Here is a 23,939-nt window from a genome sequence, read left to right as displayed (position 1 = left end):
GTTCTTATCCCCGGGCCTGCTTGACGAGGCCGGCAATCACATCGCGGACCGACATGCCTTCGGCGCGGGCGGCGAAGGTCAGCGCCATGCGATGTTCGAGCACGGGTTCGGCCAGAGCATAGACGTCATCGAGCGAAGGCGCGAGGCGGCCTTCGTAGAGTGCGCGTGCGCGGGCGCAGAGCATCATCGCCTGGCCGGCGCGCGGGCCGGGGCCCCAGGCGACATGCTTGTCGGTCGCGGCATTGCCCTGGCCGGGACGGGCCGAGCGCACGAGGCCGAGGATGGCATCGACCACCTTGTCGCTGACGGGCATCTGGCGGATCAGGCTCTGAATCTGCGTCAGCCTGCCGGCATCGAGCACCGCCTGCGGCTTGGTTTCGCTGAGGCCGGTGGTTTCGAGCAGGATCTGCCGCTCGGCAGCGAGCTCCGGATAGTTGACGTCGACCTGCATCAGGAAGCGGTCGAGCTGTGCTTCGGGCAGCGGATAGGTGCCTTCCTGCTCCAGCGGGTTCTGGGTGGCGAGAACGTGAAACGGCGCCGGCAGGTCGTAGCGTTGGCCGGCGACGGTGATGTGATATTCCTGCATGGCCTGCAGCAGCGCCGACTGGGTGCGCGGCGAGGCGCGGTTGATTTCGTCGGCCATCAGCAATTGGGCAAAGACCGGCCCCTTGACGAAGCGGAAAGAGCGGCGTCCGCTCTCGTCCTGGTCCATGACTTCGGAGCCGAGAATATCCGAGGGCATCAGGTCGGGCGTGAACTGGATGCGGTTGGCGCCGAGGCCGAGCACTTCGCCGAGCGTAGTGACGAGCTTGGTCTTGGCAAGGCCGGGAACACCGACCAGCAGCGCATGGCCGCCCGAAAGCACGGCGAGAAGCGTGTTCTCGACGACGCTTTCCTGACCGAAGATCACCTTCGAAACTTCTTCGCGGACAAGGGCAATATCGGCAAGCGCCTTTTCGGCGGCGGCAATGATCGCCTTTTCATCGAGGCTGTCTTCGGTCTTCATCATACCCATCAGGCATCTCCAACGGCTAAATCATTCGTCGCGAATCGGCGGACTTACACCTCTGCCTCATACCCGATAGAGTTATGAAGATGTTGCGGGCTGACAAGTTCGTTTCGAATGACTATCTCGTGACTTCCCCTCGTTAAGTGCAAACCGGGACAGAAGAATGGCAGGCGAAGAGATCAGGGCGAGCGAAGATGCCGCGGGGCTGGCCGCGCTGATTTCGCGTGCCGCCGGCGAAACCGGTGGCAAAACGCGCCGTCTGCCGCCCGTGGACAAGTGGAATCCGCCCTTTTGCGGTGATATCGACATGGAAATCCGCGCCGACGGCACATGGTTCTACATGGGCACGCCGATCGGCCGGGCGCCGCTCGTCCGGCTTTTTTCGACGGTTCTGCGCAAGGATGAGGACGGCAAGACCTATCTTGTGACTCCTGTGGAAAAGGTCGGCATCCGAGTCGCCGATGCGCCCTTTCTCGCCGTCGAGATGAGTGTGACGGGACGTGGGGACGCGCAGGTGCTGACGTTTCGCACCAATACTGGCGATGTCGTCGAGGCCGGAGACGAGCATGCGCTGCGTTTCGTCATCCATGGCGAGAACAGCGAGCTGAAACCCTATCTGCATGTGCGCGGCAGGCTGGAGGCGCTGGTTGCGCGTCCTGTGATGTACGAGCTGGTCGAGCTTGGCGAAGTGATCAAGGTCGAGGGACGTCAGATGTTCTGCCTGCGATCCGGCGGGCGCATCTTTCCCGTCATGGCTGCGGATGAACTGGACGCGCTTTCCCGATGAGTGAACCGATTGCATCCCGTTATCCGCTGTATTCGGCCGATGAATTCCGTCGCCGGGCGCTCAACCAGAAGGGCGGGCCGATCGATCTCGCCTGGCGCGACCACGGCGATCACCTGATCAACCAGGATCTTCTGCCCTATGTCGAGACCATAAAGCTGCGCGATGCGGCGGTGCTGGTGCCTGTCATCGATGACGGTGACGACGCGCGGGTGATTCTGACCAAGCGTACCGAGATGCTGCGCAAGCATTCCGGCCAAATCGCCTTTCCGGGCGGTTCGATGGATCCGACCGACGACTCGCTCGAGATGGCGGCGATCCGCGAGGCTGGCGAGGAGATCGGCCTCGCCGACATGTTCATCGAGCCGGTCAGCCGCCTGCCGGATTATCTGGCGGCGACCGGCTTCCGCATCACCCCGGTTCTTGCCGTCATCAAGCCCGGCTTCACGCTGACGCCGAGCCCGGATGAGGTGGAAAGCGTGTTCGAGGTGCCGCTGTCATTCCTGATGAACCCTGATAATCACGCGCTCGACAGCCGCCTCTGGAACGGAGTGCAGCGCCAGTTTTACCGCATGCCCTATGAGGAATGGATGATCTGGGGCATTACCGCCGGCATCATCCGCACGATTTACGAAAGAATGTATGCATGACCAGTGTGGCTCACGAAGCCTGGTTTCAGGATCCGCGCCTTTCGCGCGTCTTTTCGCTGCTGAATGCCGATGGCGGCGAGGCCCGGGTCGTCGGCGGCGCGGTGCGCAACAGCCTGATGGGGCTCGATGTCAGCGACATCGATATGGCCACGACGCTGACGCCGGAAGCGGTGATCGAGCGGGCGAAGGCCGCGGGTATCAAGGCGGTGCCGACAGGGATCGCGCATGGCACGGTGACGCTGGTTCTCGACGGCAAGCCCTTCGAGGTGACGACGCTGCGCACCGACGTCGAGACCGATGGACGGCACGCCAAGGTCGCCTTCAGCACCGATTGGCAGGTTGACGCGGAGCGGCGCGACCTGACGATCAATGCGCTCTATGCCAATGCGGCAGGCGAGGTGATCGATCTCGTCGGGGGGCTTGCGGATATCGAGACGCGCAACATCCGCTTCATCGGCGATGCGGCGACGCGGATCTCCGAGGATTACCTGCGGGTCCTGCGTTTCTTCCGCTTCTTCGCCTATTACGGCTCCGGCAGGCCGGATGCGGCCGGGCTGAAGGCTTCCGCCGCGGCGCGCTCGAAGCTCGCAACGCTTTCGGCCGAGCGTGTCTGGTCCGAGCTTCGCAAGCTGCTGTCGGCCAAGGATCCCGGCCGCGCGCTGCTCTGGATGCGGACCGTCGCGACGCTGAACGAGATCCTGCCGGAGACGGAAAAGTGGGGTATCGACGCCATTCCGGGGCTGGTGGCGACTGAGCAGGCGCTCGGCTGGGCGCCGGATCCGCTGCTGAGACTGGCCTCGATCGTCCCGCCCGATGTTCCCCGCCTGGTGGCGATGTCGGCGCGGCTGAAGCTTGCCAATGCCGAAGCTGCCTGGCTGAAAACCTGGGCGCTTGCCGTCCCCGTCAACGACGAGATTTCGTCTGCCGCCTTCGACCGGCTGCTTTACCGCAACGCGCCCGAAGGCATCATCGCACGGCTGAAGCTGGCGCTCGCAGTGGCGCGGAGCAAGGCGGAAGGCGACATGAAGGAAATGAGCCGGGCGGCGCGTCTCGGCAAGCTGCTCGATCAGGCGGAGCGGTGGCAGAAGCCGAAATTTCCACTGAGCGGCGGCGACGTGATTGCGTCCGGCATACCGTCGGGTCCGCGCGTCGGCCAGCTGTTACAGACGCTCGAAGAGCAATGGGTCGATGAGAATTTCGTTGCCGACCGGGCGGCGCTGCTCGCCCGGCTCAACGATATCACGAAATGATCAGGCCGCGTTCGCTTCGTTGCGGATGCGGGCCTTGATATTGTCGACCATGTTTTCGCGGATGGTGGTCTCGCCGTGGGCGGTCTTCATATGCTCAACCGCGCGGCGGACGACTTCGGCGTCGTCATTGGCACGGGTATGCCAGTCGCAGCCTGGAACGAGCGTACCACATTCGAAAAGTCGCATTGTATCCTCCTTGATCCGGAACGTGACAGGATCGCGCAAATTCACGCGTAGCTTGAATGTGCAAAGAGGGGAGAAGGTTCCGGCCGATCGCGGCGATCGGCCGGATTGATAGGCTTATTCCGGCATCGCCCAGAAACGGTAGCAGTCGGATGACTGATAGGGCGTGTTGGAATTGGCGCTTTCGCGGCCCTGTCCCTGCAGCTCTTCGGGCGATTTTCCGCCGGCGAGCTGAAGCTTGACCTGCTCGATGAAGCAGGAAAGGGGCAAATCCGAGCCGCTTTTCGCCCGCATGTCTTCTGCGAGACGGCTCAGAAATTCCGGGGCATCGATTACGCGGGATGATTGCTGCGCATCCGCGGATGAACCGCTTTGTATCGTCATGGACAATCCTCCTCCGATTGTTATGCACATACAAATTGATTTAGAACGCGTTCACCCTTCTTGAAGGGCATTCAACATGTTTTTACCCGTACGTTATCGTACAGTCTGATCTGCAGCGCCTACGGCCATTTCACCGTTGGCGGCATGGACGAGAGAATCGACTCGATATTGCCACCCGTCTTCAACCCGAAGATGGTACCGCGATCGTAGAGGAGATTAAACTCCACATAGCGGCCGCGACGAATCAATTGTTCCTCACGATCCTGTTCCGTCCACTGTTTGTTGAAATTGGCGCGAACAATCTGTGGATAAACTGCGGCAAAGGCCCGGCCGACGTCCTGCGTGAAGGCGAAATCGGCGTCCCAGCCGCCGGCCTCAGGGCTCGAATGCAGCCAGTCGTAGAAGATGCCGCCGGTGCCGCGCGGCTCGTTGCGGTGCTTCAGGAAGAAATATTCGTCGCACCATGTCTTGTAGGCATTGTAATCGGCAACCGCGTGCTGGCGACAGGCGAGCTCCAGCGCCTTGTGAAAGAGCTGCGTATCCTCGTCCTCCTGGCTGCGGCGCCGGTCGAGAACCGGCGTCAGGTCCGCACCGCCGCCGAACCAGCGCGTGGAGGTGACGACCATGCGGGTGTTCATGTGGACGGTGGGCACATTCGGATTGACGGGATGGGCGATCAGCGAAATGCCCGAGGCCCAGAAGCGCGGGTCCTCGTTGGCGCCGGGGATCTGGGCGCGGAAATCGGGGGCGAATTCGCCATAGACGGTCGAGGTGTGGACACCGACCTTTTCGAAGACGCGGCCATGCATCATCGACATGCGGCCACCGCCACCTGCACCATTGTCGCGCGACCAGTCCTTGCCGATAAAGCGGCCCGGCTCGCGATCGGACATCGGTCCGGCGAGTTCGTCTTCCAGTGCCTCGAAGGTGGAACAGATCGTGTCGCGCAGCTGCCGGAACCACGTCTGGGCCGCAAGCTTCTTGTCTTCGATGTCGGCGGGAAGGCCTGCCGGCAATACTGGTCTTTCCATACTAACCCCCATAGGCCGCAGCCGGAGCCGCGACCCGTCATTCCTGATTGCGACGCCTCCTATCAGCTAGGAACGCCAGTCGCCAGCGGGCGGAAGGCCGCAGCCAAGATTCGACTCGCAAATTAGCGGCTTCGATACTACCTTTTTCCGGCAGAGGTAGGTTTCATGAATAAAATTCCGGGACCTCCGTCATTCGACGGCTTGAAACGAAGGATCGAGCGGCATCGTGCCGAGGGGACGCCCCGCACGGGCGCGGACCGCTTCGTGCGCGAAACATACCGGCTTGCGCTGCTCGATGCGCGGGCCAAGGCCCGAGAATGGTTTGCCGAATATCCGAAGGCAGCCTACTGGACCGAAGTCGAAAGCTGGCGGCAGCTCGATAATGATCAGATCGAGTTCACGATGCGCCGCCTGCCATCGGCCGACTGATCATCTCTATTCCGCAGCGTCCTTGAGGCGGCTTTCGATGAGGAGGCCGTGTTCGTCCATGATCGGATGGGCGACCGAGACGATATGGGCGTTGATGCGCTTCAGGTCGCGCAGCATATCGAGATGCAGCGAGCTGGTCTGCAGGCTGTCGGCGCGGCCGTCGCGCAGGCGTTCCAGGTGGCGCTCGGAGGACTGCTTCTCCATCCTGCGGACCTCGACCTTCACTTCCATCATCTGCTTGGCGAGTTTGAAATCGCGGGTGACGAAGATCGTCTGGGCGATGCGAAGATTGTCGATCGTCAGGTGGAAGAGCTTCTTCAGCTCCTCATAGCCGTCCTCAGAGAATTTCAGGCCGAGCGAAGCCTTCTTGGTGACCTGCGGCAGCAGGCCCTTCTCGATGATGTCGCCGATATGTTCGAGGTTGATCGCATAGTCGATGATGACGATCGAGCGGCGGCCGTTCTCTTCGCTGAGCCCTTCGCGGCCGAGCTTGGAGAGATAGATCTTCACCTCCTGCTGCAGGCTATCGACCCGCTTTTCGAGCGAGGGAATTTCCTTGAGCTTGGCGAGGTCGTCCTTCTCGAAAGCATCGGAGGCGCGCATCAGCATGCGCTCGATGAGATCGCCGACACCCAGCGTTTCGCGGGTGGCGCTGGCAAGAGCCACGACCGGGGTCGAGAGTTCGCCCTGATCCAGATATTTCGGGGCGTTGTCAGGCTGCGCCTCTTCCGGAACGAGCCGCAGCATCAGCTTCGACAGCAGGCGCGAGAAGGGCCAGGCGACGGCTGCGAGCATCAGGTTAAAGCCGAGATGGGCGTCGACGGGCAGTTTTGCAGGCGCCAGCGGGAGAAGCTCCAGCAGTTCCGCCCCGTAACCGGCGAGCGGCAAAGCGATGAGACAGCCGATAGCGCGCACGATCAGATTGCCGAGCGTGACACGCTTGGCCGAAGCCGGGCCGGAGAGCGAGGCGACAACCGGCGGAATGGCGCCGCCGAGATTGGCGCCGAGCACCAGGATGATCACCAGATCCGCAGAGAGAATGCCTGTCGATGCCAGCGACAGGATCAGCACGACGGCGGCCAGACTGGACGAGGAGATGAATGCAATGCCTGCAGAGAAGGCGAGCGCTACCGGCCAGGCATTATCGAGCAGGCCGACGAAGGCCGCGAGTGCCGGCGACTGGCGCATCGGTTCTGTGGCGCTGCTGAGCAGATGCAGCGACAGGAGCATCAGGCCGATCCCGATCAGCGCCGTGCCGCCGCCCTGGCGGGAGGTGGAGCCGCTGCGATAGAGCACGATGCCGGCGAGGATGACCAGCGGCGACAGCCACTCGATGCCGGTCGCGACGATCCAGGCGGTGACGGCGGTGCCGACGTTGGCGCCGAGCAGCACGATCTGCGCCATGCGCGGCTTGACCAGTTCACGCTCGACGAAGGATGCGACCATCAGCGCGGTGGCCGTTGAGCTCTGCAACGCGACTGTAGCGACGAAACCGGAGAAGAAGGAGCGCAGACCGCTGCGCGTGCCGGTCGCAAGCCCTGTCCGGAGCTTGGCGCCGAAGGCCCGCGACACGCCATCTTTGACCTGCGCCAGGCCGAATAGCAGCAAGGCTACGGCACCGAACAGGTTTATCATGACGATCGTGGATTCCATTATCAGCAGTCTTCTTCTTGGTTGGCGTTTGCAATGCTGTGCATATTAGAATCACGTCATTGCCAATTCGTTGAAATTGCTGCGCAGTGACGGATTTTTGTTTGCCCGGCTAACAATAATAGGCCGATTTGGCAGCAACACAACGCCGTTTGCGACATATTGCAGGGATGTGCCGTCATCTACGGCAGAGCCGCTGGAAATCAATGGCATCCGGCGGCGAATGCTACCGGATGCCGCAGATGATTTCGGGTTCGAAGGGCCTTGGTCAGCTCTGCGAGGAGGCCAGAAAAACCGCCAACTGTGCATCGAACGCGCGCTTGTAGGCGGGCCGTGCCTCGCCGCGTGCGACATAGGCCGCTAGGTTCGGGAATTCATCGAGCAGATTGGAGCTTTTGAGCCGCTGAAGCACCGAGATCATCTGCAGGTCGCCGGCGCTGAAATCGCCGTCCAGCCAATCGGCGGTGCCGAGCCGTCGTGACAGCTCGGCCAGCCGCTTGCGGATACGGCCGGTGAGGAGGGGCAGGCGTTGTTCGTACCAGCTCTCGTTGCGCTCCAGAAAGCCTGTCGCCTCCCGTTCGACAATCGGCGGCTCGATGGTGCTGACGGCGGCAAACAGCCAGGCGATGGCGCGTGCCCGGCCGTTCTGATCCGCGGGCAGCAGACCGGGGAATTGTTGCGCGATATGGAGGATGATGGCGCCGGACTCGAAGATCGCCAGGTCGCCGTCTTCGTAGGTCGGGATTTGCCCGAAAGGCTGGAGCGCCAGATGGGCGGGCTGCTTCATCGCCTCGAAGGACACGAGACGGACCTCATAGGATTGCTCGACCTCTTCGAGTGCCCAGCGGACGCGCATGTCGCGGGCCATTCCGCGGCCGCGATCGGGCGAGCATTCAAAGGCTGTGATGGTGATCGTCATCGTTTCCTCCAGAACATGTCTGTCTTGAAGACGTCCGGACAGCCAGGGTTCCGACATCGGCTTGTATCTTGGCACCGCTTTCCGGCCGCGGCGCGCCCCTAGGATTTGCGGGAGACGATCAGGCCCATTCGCGCTATGAAAAGCAACCACAGATCCTGCCCATCACATACCGAGGTCTCTTCCATGACTTTGAACGTGCTTTTCATCGGCGGTACCGGCCAGATCTCCTATCCCTGCGTCGAGCGCGCGGTTGCTCAGGGAAACCATGTCAGCGTCTTCAACCGCGGGCTGAGAGGCGATCCGCTGCCTGCCGGCGTGACCTCGATCACCGGCGAACTCGGATCGGCAGCCTACGCCGATCTCGCCAAGGCCAATTACGACGTCGTCTGCCAGTTCATCGCCTTCACGCCGGATCAGATCGCCCGCGATATCGAGATATTTTCCGGCCATTGCGGCCAGTACATCTTCATCTCGTCGGCCTCGGTCTATGAAAAGCCGGCGCGTCATTATGTGATCACCGAAAACACGCCTGCCATCAATCCCTACTGGCCCTACAGCCAGGCGAAGATCGCCTGCGAGGAACTGCTGAAGAAATCCAGCAATCTCGCCTGGACGATCGTCCGCCCCAGCCATACCGTCCGCACCGGCCTGCCGATCATGATGGGCGAGAGCGATATCATGGCGCGGCGCATGCTGGATGGCGAGCCGACGATCGTCGCCGGCGATGGCCACACGCCCTGGACGCTGACGCGTTCCGTCGATTTTGCCGTTCCCTTTGCCGGACTGTTCGGCAAGCAGGCGGCGCTTGGTGAGATCTTCCACATCACTTCCGACCGCGCCCATATCTGGAACGACATTCAGAAAGCGATCGCGCGGCTGCTCGGCGTCGAGGCCAAGATTGTCCATGTTCCGACCGATACGCTGATCAAGTACAATCCGGACTGGGTCGGTCCGCTGGTCGGTGACAAGGCCTGGACCGCCATCTTCGACAATTCGAAGGTCAAGCGCGTCGCGGGTGATTTCAGCTGTGCCGAGAACCTCGACGACATCCTGGCGGAACCGATCCTGCATCTGAAGCAGCGTCTGGCGAAGAACCGCCCGCCGAAGGGCGAGTTCGATGCGCTGATCGACCGGATCTGCGCGGCGCAGAGCGCGTTGGGGTAGGGCATCCCTTGAGCAAACGATCGATGACGACGATCTGCCGTCATCGATCCCGTTGCCGAGGTGCGGTCAGATTTCTTCAAGCTTCGTTGAGCCATCCAGGCTTTTGATAAGAGTGGCACTGGCATCGTTTAATCCCAAGACACGGGATGCGATACCATGGGTATTGAAACGGTCTACAACCCGATCGAGCGCGGCGACTGCCGTGATGTCCCAGAAGTGAGCCTGTGAAACGTCGATCGTCACGTCCATGCCCTTGGACTGCTCGATGTCGAATGCGTCGATGAAGACGTCGGCCGAGGCAAAGAATACCTGCCCCGACACCAGATATCTGACCTGACCGGCATCGGCGTCGATCTCCGTTTTCACCTGCAGGAGACGGGCCACCTTGAACATGAAGAACACGCCGCTCAGCAGGACGCCGACGGTGACGCCCAGAGCGAGGTTGGCGCTGAACACCGTGGCGAGAACGGTCACGAGCATGACGGCGCTCGACATTTTCGGGTGAACGACCATCGTCTTCAACGACGACCAGTCGAAGGTGTCGATAGACACCATGACCATGATGGCAACGAGTGCGGCGACCGGAACCTGAGAGACCCAAGGCTTCAGCAGCACCATCAGCACGAGCAGCAACGCGCCGGCGAAGAGAGTGGAAAGCCGGCCGCGGCCGCCGTATTTCACGTTGCTCACCGTCTGGCCGATCATGCCGCATCCGGCGATTCCACCGAACAAGCTGGAGGCCATATTGGCGATGCCGAGGCCGGTGCATTCCCTGTTCTTCGAGCTCGGCGTTCCGGTCAGATCGTCAACGACGCTCGCCGTCATCATCGATTCCAGCAGTCCGACCATGGCAATGGCCAGCGCCGGTCCGGCGATGATCGTCAGCGTTTCGAGCGTGATCGGGACGGCGGGCCAGCCGAAGACCGGGAGGGAATCGGGAAGTTTGCCGAGGTCGGCAATCCTCATGACGGGAAGGTTGAATGAGATCGCAGCGGCCGTCAGGATGAGAATGCAAATCAGCGGAGAGGGGATGACCGTGGTCATTCGCGGCGCAAGGTAGATGATCACCAGACCTGCGGCCAGCATGCCATAGGCAAGCCAGTCTCCGTCGATGATATGCGGCAGCTGAGCGGCGAAGATCAAGATTGCGAGCGCATTGACGAAGCCCGTTCGTACGGATTTCGAGACATAGCGCATCAGGACGCCGAGGCGCAGAATGCCGAAGGCGATCTGAAACAGCCCCGCGAGTAATCCCGCGGCGAAGAGGTACTGAATTCCATGGGCATGAACCAGCGGTGCTGCGACGAGGGCGACCGACCCTGCCGCAGCCGATATCATCGCCGGACGGCCGCCCGTGAAGGCAATGACGATGCCGATGACAAATGACGCGAACAGGCCGACCTGAGGATCGACACCGGCGACGAAGGAGAAAGCGATGACCTCCGGGATCAAAGCGAATGTCGCGACGGCTCCAGCGAGCATTTCGCGCCTGGGGTTGGCGGACCAATCCCTGCGGACGGAAGAAAATTGCATGTGATGAGTTCTCGCAAAGCATGACGAACGCGCTCTTTCGAGCGGCCGGTTGATTGGCATGCAGGTTTTGCGTGGTCTGGCGGATCGGCGGCCAGAAGAGCCACCCGGAGTTTCACCGGGTCCGTGGTGAGTGAATTCGTATTATCGCAATTCGTCCGCAAAGCAATACGCCGCCGCTCTGGCGCGAAGCGGCTGCTATATCATCCGGCGACTTTCCGTTCGTCGATGTTCTCCTCGCTGCTTACCCCCGCAAGCTCCCATATATCCACCTTCTCGGCGCGCCCCTTGACCTGCACCAGACCGAGCGGGTGCATTTCGAACTGCCCGGCAACGGCATCGCGTGTTGCCGCGCTCAGCAGGATCGAGGTGTTGAACTGCTTATTTAGCCCTTCCAGCCGCGAGGCGACGTTGATCGTGTCGCCCATCGCCGTGTATTGCTGCCGCGAGATGGCGCCGAAGCTGCCGACAACGGCGGGGCCGGTATGCAGGCCGAAGCGGGTGAAGAGTTCCGGCAGGCCGTTTCCGGCATTGGTTTCGTTCATCGCATCGATCGCCGCCTTCATCGCGAGCGCGCAGCGGCAGCCGTTCTCCGCATGTCTCAAATCTTCGACTGGGGCATTCCACATGACGAAGATGGAGTCGCCGAGATACTGGACGACGGTGCCGCCATTGGCGCTCGGCGATGGTGTTCAAGAGCTCGAAATAGGCCGAGAGTATATCGACGACGTCCTCGGGCGAGTGCTGCTCGGATATGGTGGTGAAGTCACGGATATCGGTGAAGAGGACGGTGACCTCCTGCCGTCTCGCCTTGACCATCGTGCGGTCTTCGGAACCGACGATCCGCCGGACCACTTCGCGCGGCACATAGAGCGCAAACTGGCGGATGGCGTGGCGGCTTGCGGCCAGCGCCGTCGCCAACGTGTTGATCTCCGAGATCCAGGAATGCGAGGCCGCCTTCTCGCCGACATCGAGATCGCCGATCCGCCGGGCCTCGTCGGCAAGCCTGTTCAGCGAGCGGCTGACGATGCGCGACAGGATCACCGATGCCGCGACACCGGCGATCAGGAACCCCGCGGCGATCAGGAGATTGTGGATGAGCAGCCGGTTGGCCTGCGCTACCAGATCCTCCAGCGGCACGACGATGGCGACGACATCCCCCTTGAACAGGCCGGAGACGCTGACCGGGGCGATCTGCAGCAGGTGTCTTTCGCCGTCGAGCTCGATGCGCGCCAGGCCGCCATTGGCAAAGGCCGGGTCGTGGCGCAGCCGTGCCACGGTTTCGAGGCTGCTGTCGAAGCTGTTGGCGGTCGTATCGGCCGGGCCCGTGCTTTTCGACCAGATGTCGAGCAGCCTCTGCATGATGGCAGGGTCGGAATGGGCGACGAGATCGTCCGCATCGTCGATGATATAGGCGCGTGCGCGCGGCGCGATACCCTGCGCATCGAGCAGGCGGCCGACGGTTTGCAGGTGGATATTGATGCCGACGACGACCTTGGCGTTGTCGCGCATCGGTGCGGCGACGGTCAGCGTCGGGACCTGAAGCGTTCCGGCGACATAGGGGCCGATCGAGATCGCCTGGCCATCGCGAACGGCGGATTGATACCATGGGCGCTGGCGCGGATCGAAGGAGGCGTAGTCGATGTTCTTCTCGCCGAGCGGTCTTGCCTGACTGTCGAGAAAACGGAGCGTCGAAATGACGTCGGCGCTTTGCCGCTCGGCGATGGTTCTGATCGCGAAGGCGGTGCCATCGGGCGCCGCAAGTGTTTGGCGCACATCGCGCCTGCTGGTGTTGATGACCTGCACATAGGAACCGTCGGGGTAGCCGGTGTAGATGCTGGTGGCATTCGGAATGTTGCGCAGGGCTTCGAGCAGGAATTCCTGCTTTGCCTGCAGATCCTGCGGCGGCGGGGAGGCGAGCTGCGGCAAGGTCGAGGCGAGGGCGACCGCCTCGGTGCCACCTTGCAGCGTGTTGCGGTAGCCCTCGATCAGCCGCAGGCTCATTTCGCGCATCTGCTGCACGCCGGCGCTGACAGCCGCCTCGCGGCCATGGCTGAAGGCCAGCCAGATGATTGGCGTCGAGGTACAGAGCAGCGATGCGACGACGAGGACGCCGAGATGCAGCCTTAGGGGTTTGGACCAGCCCACGCAATTTTCCTCGACATCAGGAGAGGCGACGGCGCCTGGAGAAAGCGCGCCACCAATCCGGTCAGACGGCGTCCGGTTCCTTGCGCAGATTGGTCACGACGCGGCGGTTCTGCACCTTGCAGGAGCGATCCGTGCAGTCGCGAACCTCGCGGTCCTTGCCGTAGCCCTTGGCCCACATCCGCTTGGCATCGACGCCCTTCGAGACGAGGTAGGCCATGGCGGCGTCGGCACGCTTCTGCGACAGCGTCTGCATCTTGGATTCGGAGCCGGAATCATCGGCAAAACCCTGCAGCTTGATCAGCCATGCCGGATTGCGGCTCAGCCAGGCGGCCTGGCTGTCCAGCGTTGCCATGGCAACGGAATCGAGCGTGGCGGAATCCTGGGTGAAATAGATGCGGCGGCCGACATTGAGGATGAAATCCTCCTCGCTGCCCGCCGCGACCGTCTCGAAGCCGGGGGCGGGGTCATTGGTCTTGCCGGTCATCGGCGTTGGTGCAGGTTCCTCCACCGAGGCGATGTTGCTCGTGGTGCAGGAGGCGAGGGCCATCAGCATGGCTGTGGCGGCGAGGCGGCCGGTAAATCCGGTCTTGAAAGGCATCTGGTGATTTCCTCATTCGACCGGGGTTGTCTGGCTGACCTGGGCTGCAGGCTCTGCCTGATCGGCAATATGCGGCAGGACCTGGACGGCGGTGCCGATCGGGCAGCGCTGATAGAGGTCGATCGCATCCTCGTTAAACATGCGGATGCAGCCGCTCGAGGCGTCCTTGCCGATGCTCCAGGGCTCTAGCGTGCCATGGAAGCGGTAACCGGTATCGACGCCATCGCGCAGCAGATACATGGCGCGTGGCCCGAGCGGGTTTTTCGGCGAGCCGCCAGCCACGAATTCCGGCAGTTCCGGATGGCGCTTGCGCATTTCAGGCGGCGGCGTCCAGCGTGGCCAGAGCGCCTTGCGGTCGATCGTGGCGCGTCCGAACCACTTGAAACCCTCGCGGCCGACGCCGACGCCGTAGCGGATCGCCGTCTTGTTTTCCATGATCAGGTAGAGGAAGTGGTGCCGGGTATCGACAACAACGGTGCCGATCGGCTCGGTGCTGAAATACTTGACGACCTGGCGCTGCCAGCGCCTGTCGATCTTGGAGAAGTTGGTGCTTTGATAGGTTATGCCGTTATCGACGGCGGTTCCGGCAAAATACGAGGCGGCGGCGGCAAATGCCGGGCGCTGAACCGCGCCCGCTGCAAGTAATGCCATGCCCCCATGCAAAATAGTCCTGCGGGTCCACTCCATCGGCAAGATCCCCCTCAAAGCCAAGCAGCGAAACCGCAGTAAATCAGGTTTTCTATTTGCTACAACAGAAAATTCTCCAGCAGGGGTGGCTCACGTTACGGCTTTCGGGAAACTGGTTCCTTGGCCATTACTCGGCGATGGCAATATCGCCCCAAGATTTCGCCGAAGCGGGGCCGGAGCTTCAGCTCCAAACCGTCTGCCGCATCGCTTCTCCCGTTATCATCGCGGCGGAGACGGCGACGTTGATCGAGCGCTGTCCCTCGACCATCGGGATGAGGAGCCGCCCGTCGGCCTTGTCATGGACGTGATCGGGTACGCCGGCACTTTCGCGGCCGAAGAGCAGGATGTCATCGGGCCGGAAGGTGAAGCTGGTGTAGGGGCTGGAAGCCTTGGTCGATGCCAGGATCAGGCGGCGCCCTGTGGTTGCGCGCCATTCCTCGAAGCGGTTGAAATTGACATGGCGGGTGAGGGCGGCCGATGAGATGTAATCCATGCCGGAGCGCTTCAGATTGCGGTCCGATATGTCGAAGCCGGCTGGCTCGATGATATCGACGGCAAAACCCAGACAGGCGGCCAGTCTCAGGATCGTGCCGGTGTTGCCGGGAATGTCTGGCTGGTAGAGCGCCAGTCTGAGGTCGGTCATCGCTATCTCCGGGAAGGGCGTGCCAGCCCTAGAACATGTGTGTTTTGAACGCAACAGGACGCATTTTGACCCTGAAATGTTCAATTTCCGCCGATTTTCAGCTGGAAACTTGGCGATTTTCGCGTTATCGGTGCACATCTTCAAACGCCAGCAGGGAGGCCGACATGAATATTTTGCTGCTCACGCGCCTTCCGGCCGTCATCCGACCGCTGGTGATGGCGCGTTCCTGACGCGCAAAAGCGTTCTCAAAACCCCCCATTGATCCATTGCGCGGCCGTTGTGGCCTCGCCCCTTGAACGTCCGGTTCCCATATGTGCTCAAGCGCGGATTTGCGCGGGCCGGGAGACGGAACGGTACGGTTTCGGAGCATTTTCATGTTTGGCTGGTTCGAACAGCGGTTGAATCCCTTCCCCAGCGAGGAGCCTGTGGCGCCTCCCACGGGACTTTTCGCCTTTTGCTGGCACTATACGAAGCCCGCGGCACCCTGGCTGGCGATCATGGCGGTCCTCACCGCGCTGATCGCTGTCGGCGAAGTGGCGCTTTTCCAGTTCCTCGGCGATATCGTCGACTGGCTCGGCAACGCCGACAAGGCGACCTTCATGCAAAACGAGTGGCAAAGGCTCGCCTGGATGGGCGCGCTGATCCTGATCGGCCTGCCGCTGGCGGCGGGCATCGACTCGTTGATCATGCATCAGGTGCTGCTCGGCAACTATCCAATGATCGCCCGCTGGCAGATGCACCGCTTCCTGCTGCGTCACAGCATGACCTTCTTCGCCAACGAGTTCGCCGGACGCGTTGCCACCAAGGTGATGCAGACGTCGCTGGCCGTGCGCGAAACGGTGATGAAGATCCTCGACGTCTTCGTCTATGTCGTCACCTATTTCATCTCGATGATCGTGGTGATCGCTGCGGCAGACTGGCGGCTGATGATCCCGATCCTCGTCTGGCTCGGCGTCTATGTCGGCATCGTCTCCTATTTCGTGCCGCGGCTGCGCCGGATCGCCAAGCAGCAGGCCGATGCGCGCTCGATGATGACGGGGCGTGTGGTTGACAGCTATACGAACATCGCGACTGTTAAGCTGTTTTCGCATGCCGGGCGGGAGGAGAGCTACGCCAAGGAAGGCATGGACGAATTCCTGCAGACGGTGCATGCGCAGATGCGCCGCGTGACGCTGTTCCACATGTCGGTCTACATGAACAACTGCATCGCGCTGTTCGTGATTTCGGGCCTGTCGATCTGGTTCTGGCTGAACGGCGAGATCTCGGTCGGCGCCATTGCCATCGCCATTGGCCTGGCGATGCGTGTCAACGGCATGTCGCAGTGGATCATGTGGGAAGTGTCGGCGCTCTTCGAGAATATCGGTACCGTCTATGACGGCATGGATATGATGACGAAGAACCACGACATCACCGATCTGCCGGGTGCGCCGGTGCTGCAGGCCAAGCGTGGGGCGATCCACTACGAGCGGATCGGCTTCCACTACGGCAAGGGCAAGGGCGTCATCGAGAACCTGTCGCTCGACATCAAGGCCGGCGAGAAGGTCGGTCTGGTGGGCCGCTCGGGCGCCGGCAAGACGACGCTGATGAACCTGCTGCTGCGGTTCTACGACCTGGAAGCAGGGCGTATCACCATCGACGGCCAGGATATCACTGCCGTGTCGCAGGAAAGCCTGCGGGCGCTGATCGGTGTCGTGACGCAGGATACGTCGCTGCTGCACCGCTCGATCCGCGACAACATCGCCTACGGCCGTCCGGATGCGACGGACGCGGAGGTGATCGAGGCGGCGAAGCGGGCGAATGCCTGGGAGTTCATCGAAGGGCTTTCCGACATGCACGGCCGCAAGGGGCTGGATGCTCAGGTCGGCGAGCGCGGCGTGAAACTGTCGGGCGGCCAGCGCCAGCGTATCGCGATCGCCCGCGTCTTCCTGAAGGACGCGCCGATCCTGGTGCTCGACGAGGCAACCTCGGCTCTCGATTCCGAAGTGGAAGCGGCGATCCAGGAAAACCTCTTCGCGCTGATGCAGGGCAAGACGGTCATCGCCATCGCCCACCGCCTGTCGACGCTGACCGAGATGGACCGGCTGATCGTGCTCGACAAGGGCAAGATCATCGAGTCCGGCTCGCACAGCGAACTGGTCGGAGAGGGCGGCATTTATGCCGACCTCTGGACCCGCCAGTCCGGCGGCTTCCTGGCGGATCACGAGGAAGAAGCCGACGCCGCGGCGGAGTGAAAATGAGAAAGCCCTTCCGGCGGAAGCCGGGAGGGCTTTTGCTTAGGCGGTATGGCGTTTTGCGGTGAGTTCCAAGCCCAGCGATTGCATCACCGCCAGGACCGTCTTCAGCGTCGGGTTCCCATCTTCGGCGAAGGAACGGTAGAGTGCTTCGCGTGCCAAACCCGTCTCCTTGGCGATTTCGCTCATCCCGCGCGACCTTGCGACGATGCCGAGCGCATGGGCGATATAGCCCGCGTCTCTGCTTTCAAACGCGTCCTTCATGAATTCGTCGATCGCCTCGTCCGAGGTCAGCGCATCCGCCGGATCGTAATCGTGTAATTTCTCAGCCATCGTTCTCGTCCAGTTCGCGCGCAAGCCTCTTGGCAAGCGCTATGTCGCGGCTCTGCGAACTCTTGTCTCCTCCACAGAGAAGAATGATCAGCTCTTTGCCGCGCCAGGTGATATAGAGCCGGTAGCCCGGCCCGTAATGAATGCGCAACTCGCTGACGCCGTCGCCAACCGGCTCTACATCGCCCGTGAGGCCATAGCTCAACCGCGTCAATCTGGCAGCGATAGCCGCACGAGCGCGCTTGTCCCTCAGCTTTTGCTCCCATTTTCGATAGATATCGGTTTGCGAAAGTCTGATCATCGGTTTGTGATTTATAAATCACAAAACTGAATTTTCAAGTGCGACGCCTAAAGGCTATCCGCCCAGTCGCGGATGCGGTGGGTCTCGACGATGAACATGGTGTTGGCGCTGGCAAGCGTGCGCAGGTCGAGCAGGCGGCGTTCCTCTTCTCGCTCCAGCCATACGGCGACGGCCTCGCTGACGATCGCGTCGTGCTCGATCCCGAGATGTTCGGCGGCGGCCATCAGCCTTTCCGCAATTGGAAGCGGAATATGCACTCTCAGCATTTTCGTTTCCATGCCTGGATGTCTCCGTTGAGCGTCGATTGTACTCCGAGATTGTGGCTAGGTCAGCGGCATTCAACACGCCTCACGCCGATATTATCGAATATTACCAAAATATAAGGTTGTGTCAGCCGCCGTTACTCTTTGCCGGTCCGGGGTTTTTGCCTATATCGGCAATCATGTTGCTGCGCCCCATTCTCAACCTGTTCGAAACCTGGATCGACCCCTTCCGTCAGCGGGATGATATCCAGCCGCTGCGTTCGACGCTGGGTTTCATCTGGTTCTACATCGGCCAGGCACGATGGCCCTTCATTGCGATGCTCGTGCTCGGCGGAATGTCGGCGGCGATCGAGGCGGCGCTCTTCTGGTTCGTCGGCCGTCTCGTCGATATCCTGAGCACCATCAAGCCCGGAGACGGCTGGAGCAAACTGCTTGGCGATCACGGCGCTGAGCTCTTCGGCATGCTGGCGCTGATCGGCATCGTGCGCTTCGTCGTCGCCTTCCTGATCGCGCTGGTCGATCAGCAGGTGATCACGCCGGGCTTCTACAATCTGGCCCGCTGGCAGTCTTATCTGCATGTGTCGCGTCAGTCGCTGCAGTTCTTCCAGAGCGATTTTTCCGGCCGTATCGTTTCCAAGGTCTGGTCGGCGGGGCAGGCGGTCGGCGATCTCGTGACGTCGCTGATGGAGAGCGTCTGGTTCGTCGGCATCTATGCGGCTGCGACGCTGGTGCTGGTTGCGAGGCTCGATTTCTCGCTCGCGGCCGTGGTGTTTTTCTGGATCGTCGCCTTTGGCGTGCTGGCGCGCTATTTCGTTCCGCGCATCCGCTTCCACTCCCGCGAAACCGCCGAGGCGGCGTCGATGCTGAACGGCCGCATGGTCGACTCCTACAGCAATATCCAGACGCTGAAGCTGTTTGCCCGCGACGAGGAAAGCGACCGCTATATGCGGCAGGGCTTCGACATCTATCAGGAAACGGTGCTGCGCTTCACGCGCTTCATCACCGGCGTCCGCGCCTCGATGGCGTTGCTGTCGGGCCTGATGATCGTCACCATGGCAGGTCTCAGCGTAGATCTGTGGCTGCGCGGACTCATAAGCTCCGGCGCCGTCGCCTTTTCGCTGGCGCTGGTGCTGCGCCTGAATTTCCTGCTGGGCCGGTTGATGACGCAGTTCAACGGCATCATGCGCAATCTCGGCACGATCCAGAACTCCGCGGAGCTGATTTCTCAGCCCCTCGGTCTCGTCGATCAGCCGGATGCGAGGGAACTGGTCATCCGCGAGCCGAGCATCCGCTTCGAGAACGTTTCGTTTCACTACGGCAAGAGCAAGGGTGTGATCGATAACTTCTCGCTGACAGTCGCACCCGGCGAAAAGGTCGGTATCGTCGGGCGTTCAGGTGCCGGAAAATCGACGCTCGTGAACCTGCTGCTCAGGATGTACGACGTCGAGGGCGGCCGCATTCTCGTCGATGGACAAGACATCGCCGCCGTGCGCCAGGAGACGCTGCGCATGCAGGTCGGTGTCGTCAGCCAGGATACGTCGCTGCTGCACCGCTCGGTGCGCGACAACATTCTGTTCGGCCGTCCTGATGCCGGCGAGGGCAAGCTGATCGAGGCGGCGAAGCGCGCCGAAGCCATGGGTTTCATCGGCAGGCTGCAGGACCAGAACGGCCGCAAGGGCTTCGACGCCCATGTCGGCGAGCGTGGCGTCAAGCTTTCCGGCGGCCAGCGTCAGCGCATCGCGATTGCCCGCGTGATGCTGAAGGACGCACCGATCCTGGTGCTCGACGAAGCCACTTCGGCGCTCGATTCCGAAGTCGAGGAGGCGATCCAGTCGAACCTCAACCGCATCATGGACGGCAAGACGGTGCTGGCGATCGCTCACCGGCTCTCGACCATCGCCGCGCTCGACCGCCTGATTGTCGTCGATCAGGGGCGAATCATCGAGGAAGGCACGCATGAGGCGCTGATTGCCAAGGGCGGGCTTTATGCCGAACTCTGGGCCCGGCAGTCCGGCGGGTTCCTCGCCTCCGATGACGGCGCTGGCGAGGGTACGGGCGGACGTGAGGCCAAGGTGGTCTAGAGCAGAGGCTCCAGCGTCCCCCAATCCCGCGAAGCCTACGGATTGACTTGAAAATTTCATCTGAAATTTCCCGCGACATTGTGCCGTCAGCCCCTTGTCAAGGGTAGACATAATTTGCGATCAAGCATAGAACGCGCCGGATTGGTGGGGAGTCTGTGGCCGAATTGTGTCTTCAACAGATTCGTCGCTGAGAGGGGCAGGGCGGAATTCCGCGAAAATTGCGCAGAGGATGGTTTAGCCGTGAGCGAACACGATACGACAAGCGGGGCTTCATCAGAGCCCACTCGCCGTGATTTCCTATATCTCACCACTGGTATGGCGGGTGCTGTCGGCGCCGTTTCCGTCGCATGGCCGTTCATCGACCAGATGCGGCCGGACGCCTCGACACTGGCACTGGCTTCGATCGAAGTCGACGTGACGAGCCTGACGCCCGGCATGTCGCTGACGGTCAAGTGGCGCGGCAAGCCGATCTTCATCCGCAATCGTACCCCGGAAGAAGTGAAGGCGGCTGCGGATACGCCGCTGGCCGACCTCAAGGACCCGGTCGCGCGCAACGCAAACCTGCCGCCAGACGCGCAGGCAACCGGCGTCGATCGCTCCGGCGGCAAGGACAAGGAAAACTGGATCGTCATGATCGGTACCTGTACGCACCTCGGTTGCGTTCCGCTCGGCCAGGCCGGCGAATACAACGGTTGGTTCTGTCCCTGCCATGGTTCTGTCTACGATACGGCCGGCCGTATCCGTAAAGGCCCTGCGCCGCAGAATCTGGCTATTCCGACCTTTTCGTTCGTGTCCGACACTAAGATCAAGATCGGTTGAGGGGAGACTGATACATGAGTGGCCATTCCAGCTACGAGCCATCAACCGGCTTGGAAAAATGGATCGATGCGCGCCTTCCGCTGCCGCGTATGATCTATGACAGCTTCGTTGCATACCCGGTTCCGCGTAACCTGAACTATGCCTATACCTTCGGTGCCATGCTTTCGGTCATGCTGATCGTTCAGATCCTGACCGGCATCGTGCTTGCCATGCACTACGCCGCCGACACGTCGATCGCCTTCAACTCGGTTGAAAAGATCATGCGTGACGTCAATCACGGCTGGCTGCTGCGCTACATGCACGCCAACGGCGCATCGTTCTTCTTCGTTGCGGTTTACCTGCACATCGCCCGCGGCCTTTACTACGGTTCGTACAAGGCACCGCGCGAAATCCTCTGGATCCTCGGCGTCGTCATCTACCTCCTGATGATGGCAACCGGCTTCATGGGCTACGTTCTGCCCTGGGGTCAGATGTCCTTCTGGGGCGCGACCGTTATCACCGGTTTCTTCTCGGCCTTCCCGCTGGTCGGCGAATGGATCCAGCAGTTCCTGCTCGGCGGCTTTGCCGTTGATCAGCCGACGCTGAACCGCTTCTTCTCGCTGCACTACCTGCTGCCCTTCATGATCGCAGGCGTTGTTATCCTGCACATCTGGGCACTGCACGTGACCGGCCAGACGAACCCGACAGGCGTCGAAGTCAAGACGAAGACGGATACCGTCCGTTTCACGCCTTACGCGACCCTCAAGGATGCGCTCGGCGTTTCGATCTTCCTGCTGGTTTACGCCTATTTCGTCTTCTACCTGCCGAACTTCCTCGGCCACGCCGACAACTACATCCCGGCTGACCCGTTGAAGACGCCTGCTCACATCGTTCCGGAATGGTACTTCCTGCCGTTCTACGCGATGCTGCGCTCGATTACCTTCAATGTCGGCCCGATCGACTCGAAGCTCGGCGGCGTTCTGGTGATGTTCGGCGCGATCATCGTGCTGTTCTTCCTGCCCTGGCTCGATACCTCGAAGGTCCGTTCGGCCGTCTACCGTCCGTGGTACAAGCTGTTCTACTGGCTGTTCGTGATCAACGCGATCATCCTCGGCTGGCTTGGTTCCCAGCCGGCGGAAGGTCTCTTCACCACCATCTCGCAGATTTGCACGCTCCTCTACTTCGCCTTCTTCCTGGTGGCGATGCCGGTGCTGGGTCTTGTCGAGACACCGCTGCGCGTTCCGAACTCGATCACCGAAGCGGTGCTTGAGAAGAAGAACAAGTCTGCGGCCAAGGCATAACCGAGCGGCGGAAGGAATTAAAAACATGAAAAAGCTTGTTACAAGCATTCTGTCGCTCGCAATTGCAGCCACCTTCGCCGGTGCTGCTCTTGCCGAAGACGCGGCGCCCGCGGCTGGCGCAGCGCCTGCTCATCACGAGGAGGCGACGCCTCATTATCCCCTGAAGGAGCCGACCGAGGAAAAGTGGAGCTTTGCCGGCCCCTTCGGTCACTATGACAAGGGTCAGCTGCAGCGCGGTCTGAAGGTTTATACCGAAGTCTGTTCCGCCTGCCACTCGATGAACCTCGTCCCGTTCCGCATGCTGAGCAATCTCGGTTACTCGGATGCGCAGGTGAAGGCATTCGCGGCCAATTACGAAGTGCAGGACGGCCCTGACGCCAGCGGTGAGATGTTCACCCGCAAGGCTGTTCCGTCCGACCATTTCCCGTCGCCATATCCGAACCCGGAAGCGGCTGCGGCCTCCAACAACGGTGCTGCCCCGCCGGATATGTCGCTGCTCGCCAAGGCACGCGAAGTCGAGCGTGGTTTCCCGCAGTTCGTCTTCGACATCTTCACGCAGTACCAGGAAAGCGGCCCAGATTACATCCACTCGCTGCTGACGGGCTACCAGGATCCGCCGGCTGGCTTCCAGGTTCCGGCTGGTGCCCACTATAACCCCTACTTCCACGCCGCTGCCGCTTTCGCCATGCCGAAGCCGCTCTCCGACGACCAGGTCACCTATGACGATGGTTCGCCGCAGACCGTGGATCAGTATTCGCGCGACGTTTCGGCCTTCCTGATGTGGGCTGCCGAGCCGCATCTCGAAGAGCGCAAGCGCACTGGTTTCATGGTGATGATCTTCCTGCTGATCTTCTCGGGTCTCATCTATCTGACGAAGCGCTCGGTCTATGCCAGCAAGGACCACTAAGCGGTTCTCGTTCGAATAAGCAAAAGGCGGCCTCCGGGCCGCCTTTTTTGTTGGTTCCGGGAATGGCAATTGATAGGGTGCAGCCTCTTTGTGCCCTCGCAGACAGACGGACTTTCCATGAACAACGTTGCCTCGGAGCTTGCCGCCAGCATTCGCTCCATCGCCGATTATCCGAAGCCCGGCATCATCTTTCGCGACATCACCACGCTGCTCGGCAATCCGCGCGCCTTCCGCCGCGCCGTTGATGAGCTGGTGCAGCCCTATGCCGGTCTGAAGGTCGACAAGATCGCCGGCATGGAGGCTCGCGGCTTCATTCTCGGCGGCGCCGTGGCCCACCAGCTGTCCGCAGGCTTCGTGCCGATCCGCAAGAAGGGCAAGCTGCCGCATGAGACGGTGCGGATCGCCTACAGCCTGGAATATGGCGTCGATGAAATGGAGATGCATCGCGATGCGGTGCAGCCGGGCGAGAAGGTGATTCTTGTCGACGATCTGATCGCGACCGGGGGCACAGCTGTCGGCGCGACGAAGCTGCTGCGTCAGATCGGCGCTGAAGTCGTCGGCGCCTGCTTCGTGATCGACCTGCCGGATCTTGGCGGCCGCAAGAAGCTCGAAGAGCTCGGGGTCGACGTTCACACGCTGGTGGAGTTTGCCGGGCACTGACGCCCGGC

General features: G+C 61.5%; 24 protein-coding genes, 1 pseudogene and 1 other annotated feature. Of the genes and pseudogenes, 11 read left to right on the top strand and 14 right to left on the bottom strand.

What is annotated here, in order from left to right; all coding sequences use genetic code 11:
- Nucleotides 1-4: 4 nt before the first annotated feature.
- The gene (locus AC1DIJ_RS07165) at nt 5-1,015 is read right to left on the bottom strand and encodes an AAA family ATPase (RefSeq protein WP_112386235.1); all 1,011 of its coding nucleotides are present in this window, start codon (nt 1,013-1,015) and stop codon (nt 5-7) included.
- Between the two features lie 157 nt (nt 1,016-1,172).
- On the opposite strand from AC1DIJ_RS07165, the gene AC1DIJ_RS07160 reads away from it, so the two are divergent.
- The 3 genes from AC1DIJ_RS07160 to AC1DIJ_RS07150 are packed head-to-tail and all read left to right on the top strand — an operon-like array spanning nt 1,173 to nt 3,693.
- Nucleotides 1,173-1,796, top strand: coding sequence for a DUF1285 domain-containing protein (locus AC1DIJ_RS07160; protein ID WP_112386236.1), 624 nt, complete (start codon nt 1,173-1,175; stop codon nt 1,794-1,796).
- Complete coding sequence (locus tag AC1DIJ_RS07155; protein WP_112386237.1) at nt 1,793-2,443, top strand: CoA pyrophosphatase; 651 nt, start codon at nt 1,793-1,795, stop codon at nt 2,441-2,443. Before AC1DIJ_RS07160 ends, AC1DIJ_RS07155 begins: the two co-directional genes overlap by 4 nt.
- Nucleotides 2,440-3,693, top strand: coding sequence for a CCA tRNA nucleotidyltransferase (locus tag AC1DIJ_RS07150; protein ID WP_112386238.1), 1,254 nt, complete (start codon nt 2,440-2,442; stop codon nt 3,691-3,693). The genes AC1DIJ_RS07155 and AC1DIJ_RS07150 overlap by 4 nt, the downstream gene beginning before the upstream one ends.
- Here the strand turns inward: AC1DIJ_RS07150 and AC1DIJ_RS07145 are convergent, their stop codons facing one another.
- The 3 genes from AC1DIJ_RS07145 to hemF form a co-directional block, all read right to left on the bottom strand.
- Entirely contained in the window at nt 3,694-3,879 is a 186-nt protein-coding gene (locus AC1DIJ_RS07145) for a DUF1059 domain-containing protein (RefSeq protein WP_112386239.1), read from the bottom strand.
- 114 nt (nt 3,880-3,993) lie between these two features.
- Nucleotides 3,994-4,260, bottom strand: a complete 267-nt coding sequence (locus AC1DIJ_RS07140) for a hypothetical protein (RefSeq protein ID WP_112386240.1) — start codon at nt 4,258-4,260, stop codon at nt 3,994-3,996.
- A gap of 119 nt (nt 4,261-4,379) precedes the next feature.
- Nucleotides 4,380-5,291 (bottom strand): oxygen-dependent coproporphyrinogen oxidase, encoded by a 912-nt coding sequence (gene hemF / locus AC1DIJ_RS07135; RefSeq protein ID WP_112386241.1) that lies wholly within the window; start codon nt 5,289-5,291, stop codon nt 4,380-4,382.
- Nucleotides 5,292-5,456: 165 nt separating this feature from the next.
- On the opposite strand from hemF, the gene AC1DIJ_RS07130 reads away from it, so the two are divergent.
- On the top strand, nt 5,457-5,720 hold the full coding sequence (locus AC1DIJ_RS07130) for a hypothetical protein (RefSeq protein WP_112386242.1): 264 nt from the start codon (nt 5,457-5,459) through the stop codon (nt 5,718-5,720).
- A gap of 6 nt (nt 5,721-5,726) precedes the next feature.
- Here the strand turns inward: AC1DIJ_RS07130 and AC1DIJ_RS07125 are convergent, their stop codons facing one another.
- On the bottom strand, nt 5,727-7,373 hold the full coding sequence (locus AC1DIJ_RS07125) for a Na/Pi cotransporter family protein (RefSeq protein WP_112386243.1): 1,647 nt from the start codon (nt 7,371-7,373) through the stop codon (nt 5,727-5,729).
- 265 nt (nt 7,374-7,638) lie between these two features.
- Nucleotides 7,639-8,289, bottom strand: coding sequence for a glutathione S-transferase family protein (locus AC1DIJ_RS07120; protein ID WP_112386244.1), 651 nt, complete (start codon nt 8,287-8,289; stop codon nt 7,639-7,641).
- A gap of 183 nt (nt 8,290-8,472) precedes the next feature.
- Between AC1DIJ_RS07120 and AC1DIJ_RS07115 the strand changes: the two genes are divergently transcribed.
- The gene (locus tag AC1DIJ_RS07115; RefSeq protein WP_112386245.1) at nt 8,473-9,453 is read left to right on the top strand and encodes an SDR family oxidoreductase; all 981 of its coding nucleotides are present in this window, start codon (nt 8,473-8,475) and stop codon (nt 9,451-9,453) included.
- 66 nt (nt 9,454-9,519) lie between these two features.
- Here the strand turns inward: AC1DIJ_RS07115 and AC1DIJ_RS07110 are convergent, their stop codons facing one another.
- The 5 genes and pseudogenes from AC1DIJ_RS07110 to AC1DIJ_RS07090 all read right to left on the bottom strand — a co-directional run bounded on the left by AC1DIJ_RS07110 (nt 9,520) and on the right by AC1DIJ_RS07090 (nt 15,059).
- A complete protein-coding gene (locus tag AC1DIJ_RS07110) occupies nt 9,520-10,986 on the bottom strand; it encodes a SulP family inorganic anion transporter (RefSeq protein ID WP_112386246.1) in 1,467 nt (488 codons plus the stop codon).
- A 70-nt stretch (nt 10,987-11,056) separates the two neighbouring features.
- Nucleotides 11,057-11,112 (bottom strand) — a sequence feature (sul1 is cis-regulatory element that is thought to sense ions involved in sulfur or methionine metabolism; They are found in Alphaproteobacteria).
- 74 nt (nt 11,113-11,186) lie between these two features.
- Nucleotides 11,187-13,131: pseudogene (locus AC1DIJ_RS07105) on the bottom strand (adenylate/guanylate cyclase domain-containing protein).
- 61 nt (nt 13,132-13,192) lie between these two features.
- Nucleotides 13,193-13,729 carry an OmpA family protein gene (locus AC1DIJ_RS07100; RefSeq protein ID WP_112386247.1) on the bottom strand — a complete coding sequence of 179 codons (537 nt, stop codon included), beginning with the start codon at nt 13,727-13,729 and terminating at the stop codon, nt 13,193-13,195.
- Between the two features lie 12 nt (nt 13,730-13,741).
- Nucleotides 13,742-14,416: a L,D-transpeptidase gene (locus AC1DIJ_RS07095; protein ID WP_112386248.1), complete on the bottom strand. Its 675-nt coding sequence runs from the start codon at nt 14,414-14,416 to the stop codon at nt 13,742-13,744.
- A gap of 181 nt (nt 14,417-14,597) precedes the next feature.
- Complete coding sequence (locus tag AC1DIJ_RS07090) at nt 14,598-15,059, bottom strand: tRNA (cytidine(34)-2'-O)-methyltransferase (protein ID WP_112386249.1); 462 nt, start codon at nt 15,057-15,059, stop codon at nt 14,598-14,600.
- A 374-nt stretch (nt 15,060-15,433) separates the two neighbouring features.
- Here AC1DIJ_RS07090 and AC1DIJ_RS07085 point away from each other — a divergent pair, with 374 nt between their 5' ends.
- Nucleotides 15,434-17,290 (top strand): ABC transporter ATP-binding protein, encoded by a 1,857-nt coding sequence (locus tag AC1DIJ_RS07085; protein WP_112386250.1) that lies wholly within the window; start codon nt 15,434-15,436, stop codon nt 17,288-17,290.
- A gap of 42 nt (nt 17,291-17,332) precedes the next feature.
- Here the strand turns inward: AC1DIJ_RS07085 and AC1DIJ_RS07080 are convergent, their stop codons facing one another.
- From AC1DIJ_RS07080 to AC1DIJ_RS07070, 3 genes are read right to left on the bottom strand one after another with little or no spacing between them, the layout of a single operon-like run.
- Nucleotides 17,333-17,623 (bottom strand): addiction module antidote protein, encoded by a 291-nt coding sequence (locus AC1DIJ_RS07080; protein WP_112386251.1) that lies wholly within the window; start codon nt 17,621-17,623, stop codon nt 17,333-17,335.
- The gene (locus AC1DIJ_RS07075; RefSeq protein ID WP_112386252.1) at nt 17,616-17,921 is read right to left on the bottom strand and encodes a type II toxin-antitoxin system RelE/ParE family toxin; all 306 of its coding nucleotides are present in this window, start codon (nt 17,919-17,921) and stop codon (nt 17,616-17,618) included. Before AC1DIJ_RS07075 ends, AC1DIJ_RS07080 begins: the two co-directional genes overlap by 8 nt.
- A 47-nt stretch (nt 17,922-17,968) precedes the next feature.
- Nucleotides 17,969-18,199: a CopG family transcriptional regulator gene (locus AC1DIJ_RS07070; RefSeq protein WP_112386253.1), complete on the bottom strand. Its 231-nt coding sequence runs from the start codon at nt 18,197-18,199 to the stop codon at nt 17,969-17,971.
- A 164-nt stretch (nt 18,200-18,363) separates the two neighbouring features.
- On the opposite strand from AC1DIJ_RS07070, the gene AC1DIJ_RS07065 reads away from it, so the two are divergent.
- The 5 genes from AC1DIJ_RS07065 to AC1DIJ_RS07045 all read left to right on the top strand — a co-directional run bounded on the left by AC1DIJ_RS07065 (nt 18,364) and on the right by AC1DIJ_RS07045 (nt 23,931).
- The gene (locus tag AC1DIJ_RS07065; protein ID WP_112386254.1) at nt 18,364-20,265 is read left to right on the top strand and encodes an ABC transporter ATP-binding protein; all 1,902 of its coding nucleotides are present in this window, start codon (nt 18,364-18,366) and stop codon (nt 20,263-20,265) included.
- 240 nt (nt 20,266-20,505) lie between these two features.
- Complete coding sequence (gene petA, locus AC1DIJ_RS07060; RefSeq protein ID WP_112386255.1) at nt 20,506-21,084, top strand: ubiquinol-cytochrome c reductase iron-sulfur subunit; 579 nt, start codon at nt 20,506-20,508, stop codon at nt 21,082-21,084.
- A 14-nt stretch (nt 21,085-21,098) separates the two neighbouring features.
- Complete coding sequence (locus AC1DIJ_RS07055; RefSeq protein ID WP_112386256.1) at nt 21,099-22,364, top strand: cytochrome b; 1,266 nt, start codon at nt 21,099-21,101, stop codon at nt 22,362-22,364.
- Between the two features lie 25 nt (nt 22,365-22,389).
- On the top strand, nt 22,390-23,271 hold the full coding sequence (locus AC1DIJ_RS07050; protein WP_112386257.1) for a cytochrome c1: 882 nt from the start codon (nt 22,390-22,392) through the stop codon (nt 23,269-23,271).
- A gap of 117 nt (nt 23,272-23,388) precedes the next feature.
- Nucleotides 23,389-23,931, top strand: coding sequence for an adenine phosphoribosyltransferase (locus tag AC1DIJ_RS07045; RefSeq protein ID WP_112386258.1), 543 nt, complete (start codon nt 23,389-23,391; stop codon nt 23,929-23,931).
- The last annotated feature ends 8 nt before the right edge of the window (nt 23,932-23,939 follow it).

The sequence above is a fragment of the Rhizobium sp. 10N427 genome, assembly GCF_056394605.1.
Note: the sequence above shows the minus strand (reverse complement) of the source record. Positions and strands in the feature narration are given on the sequence as shown.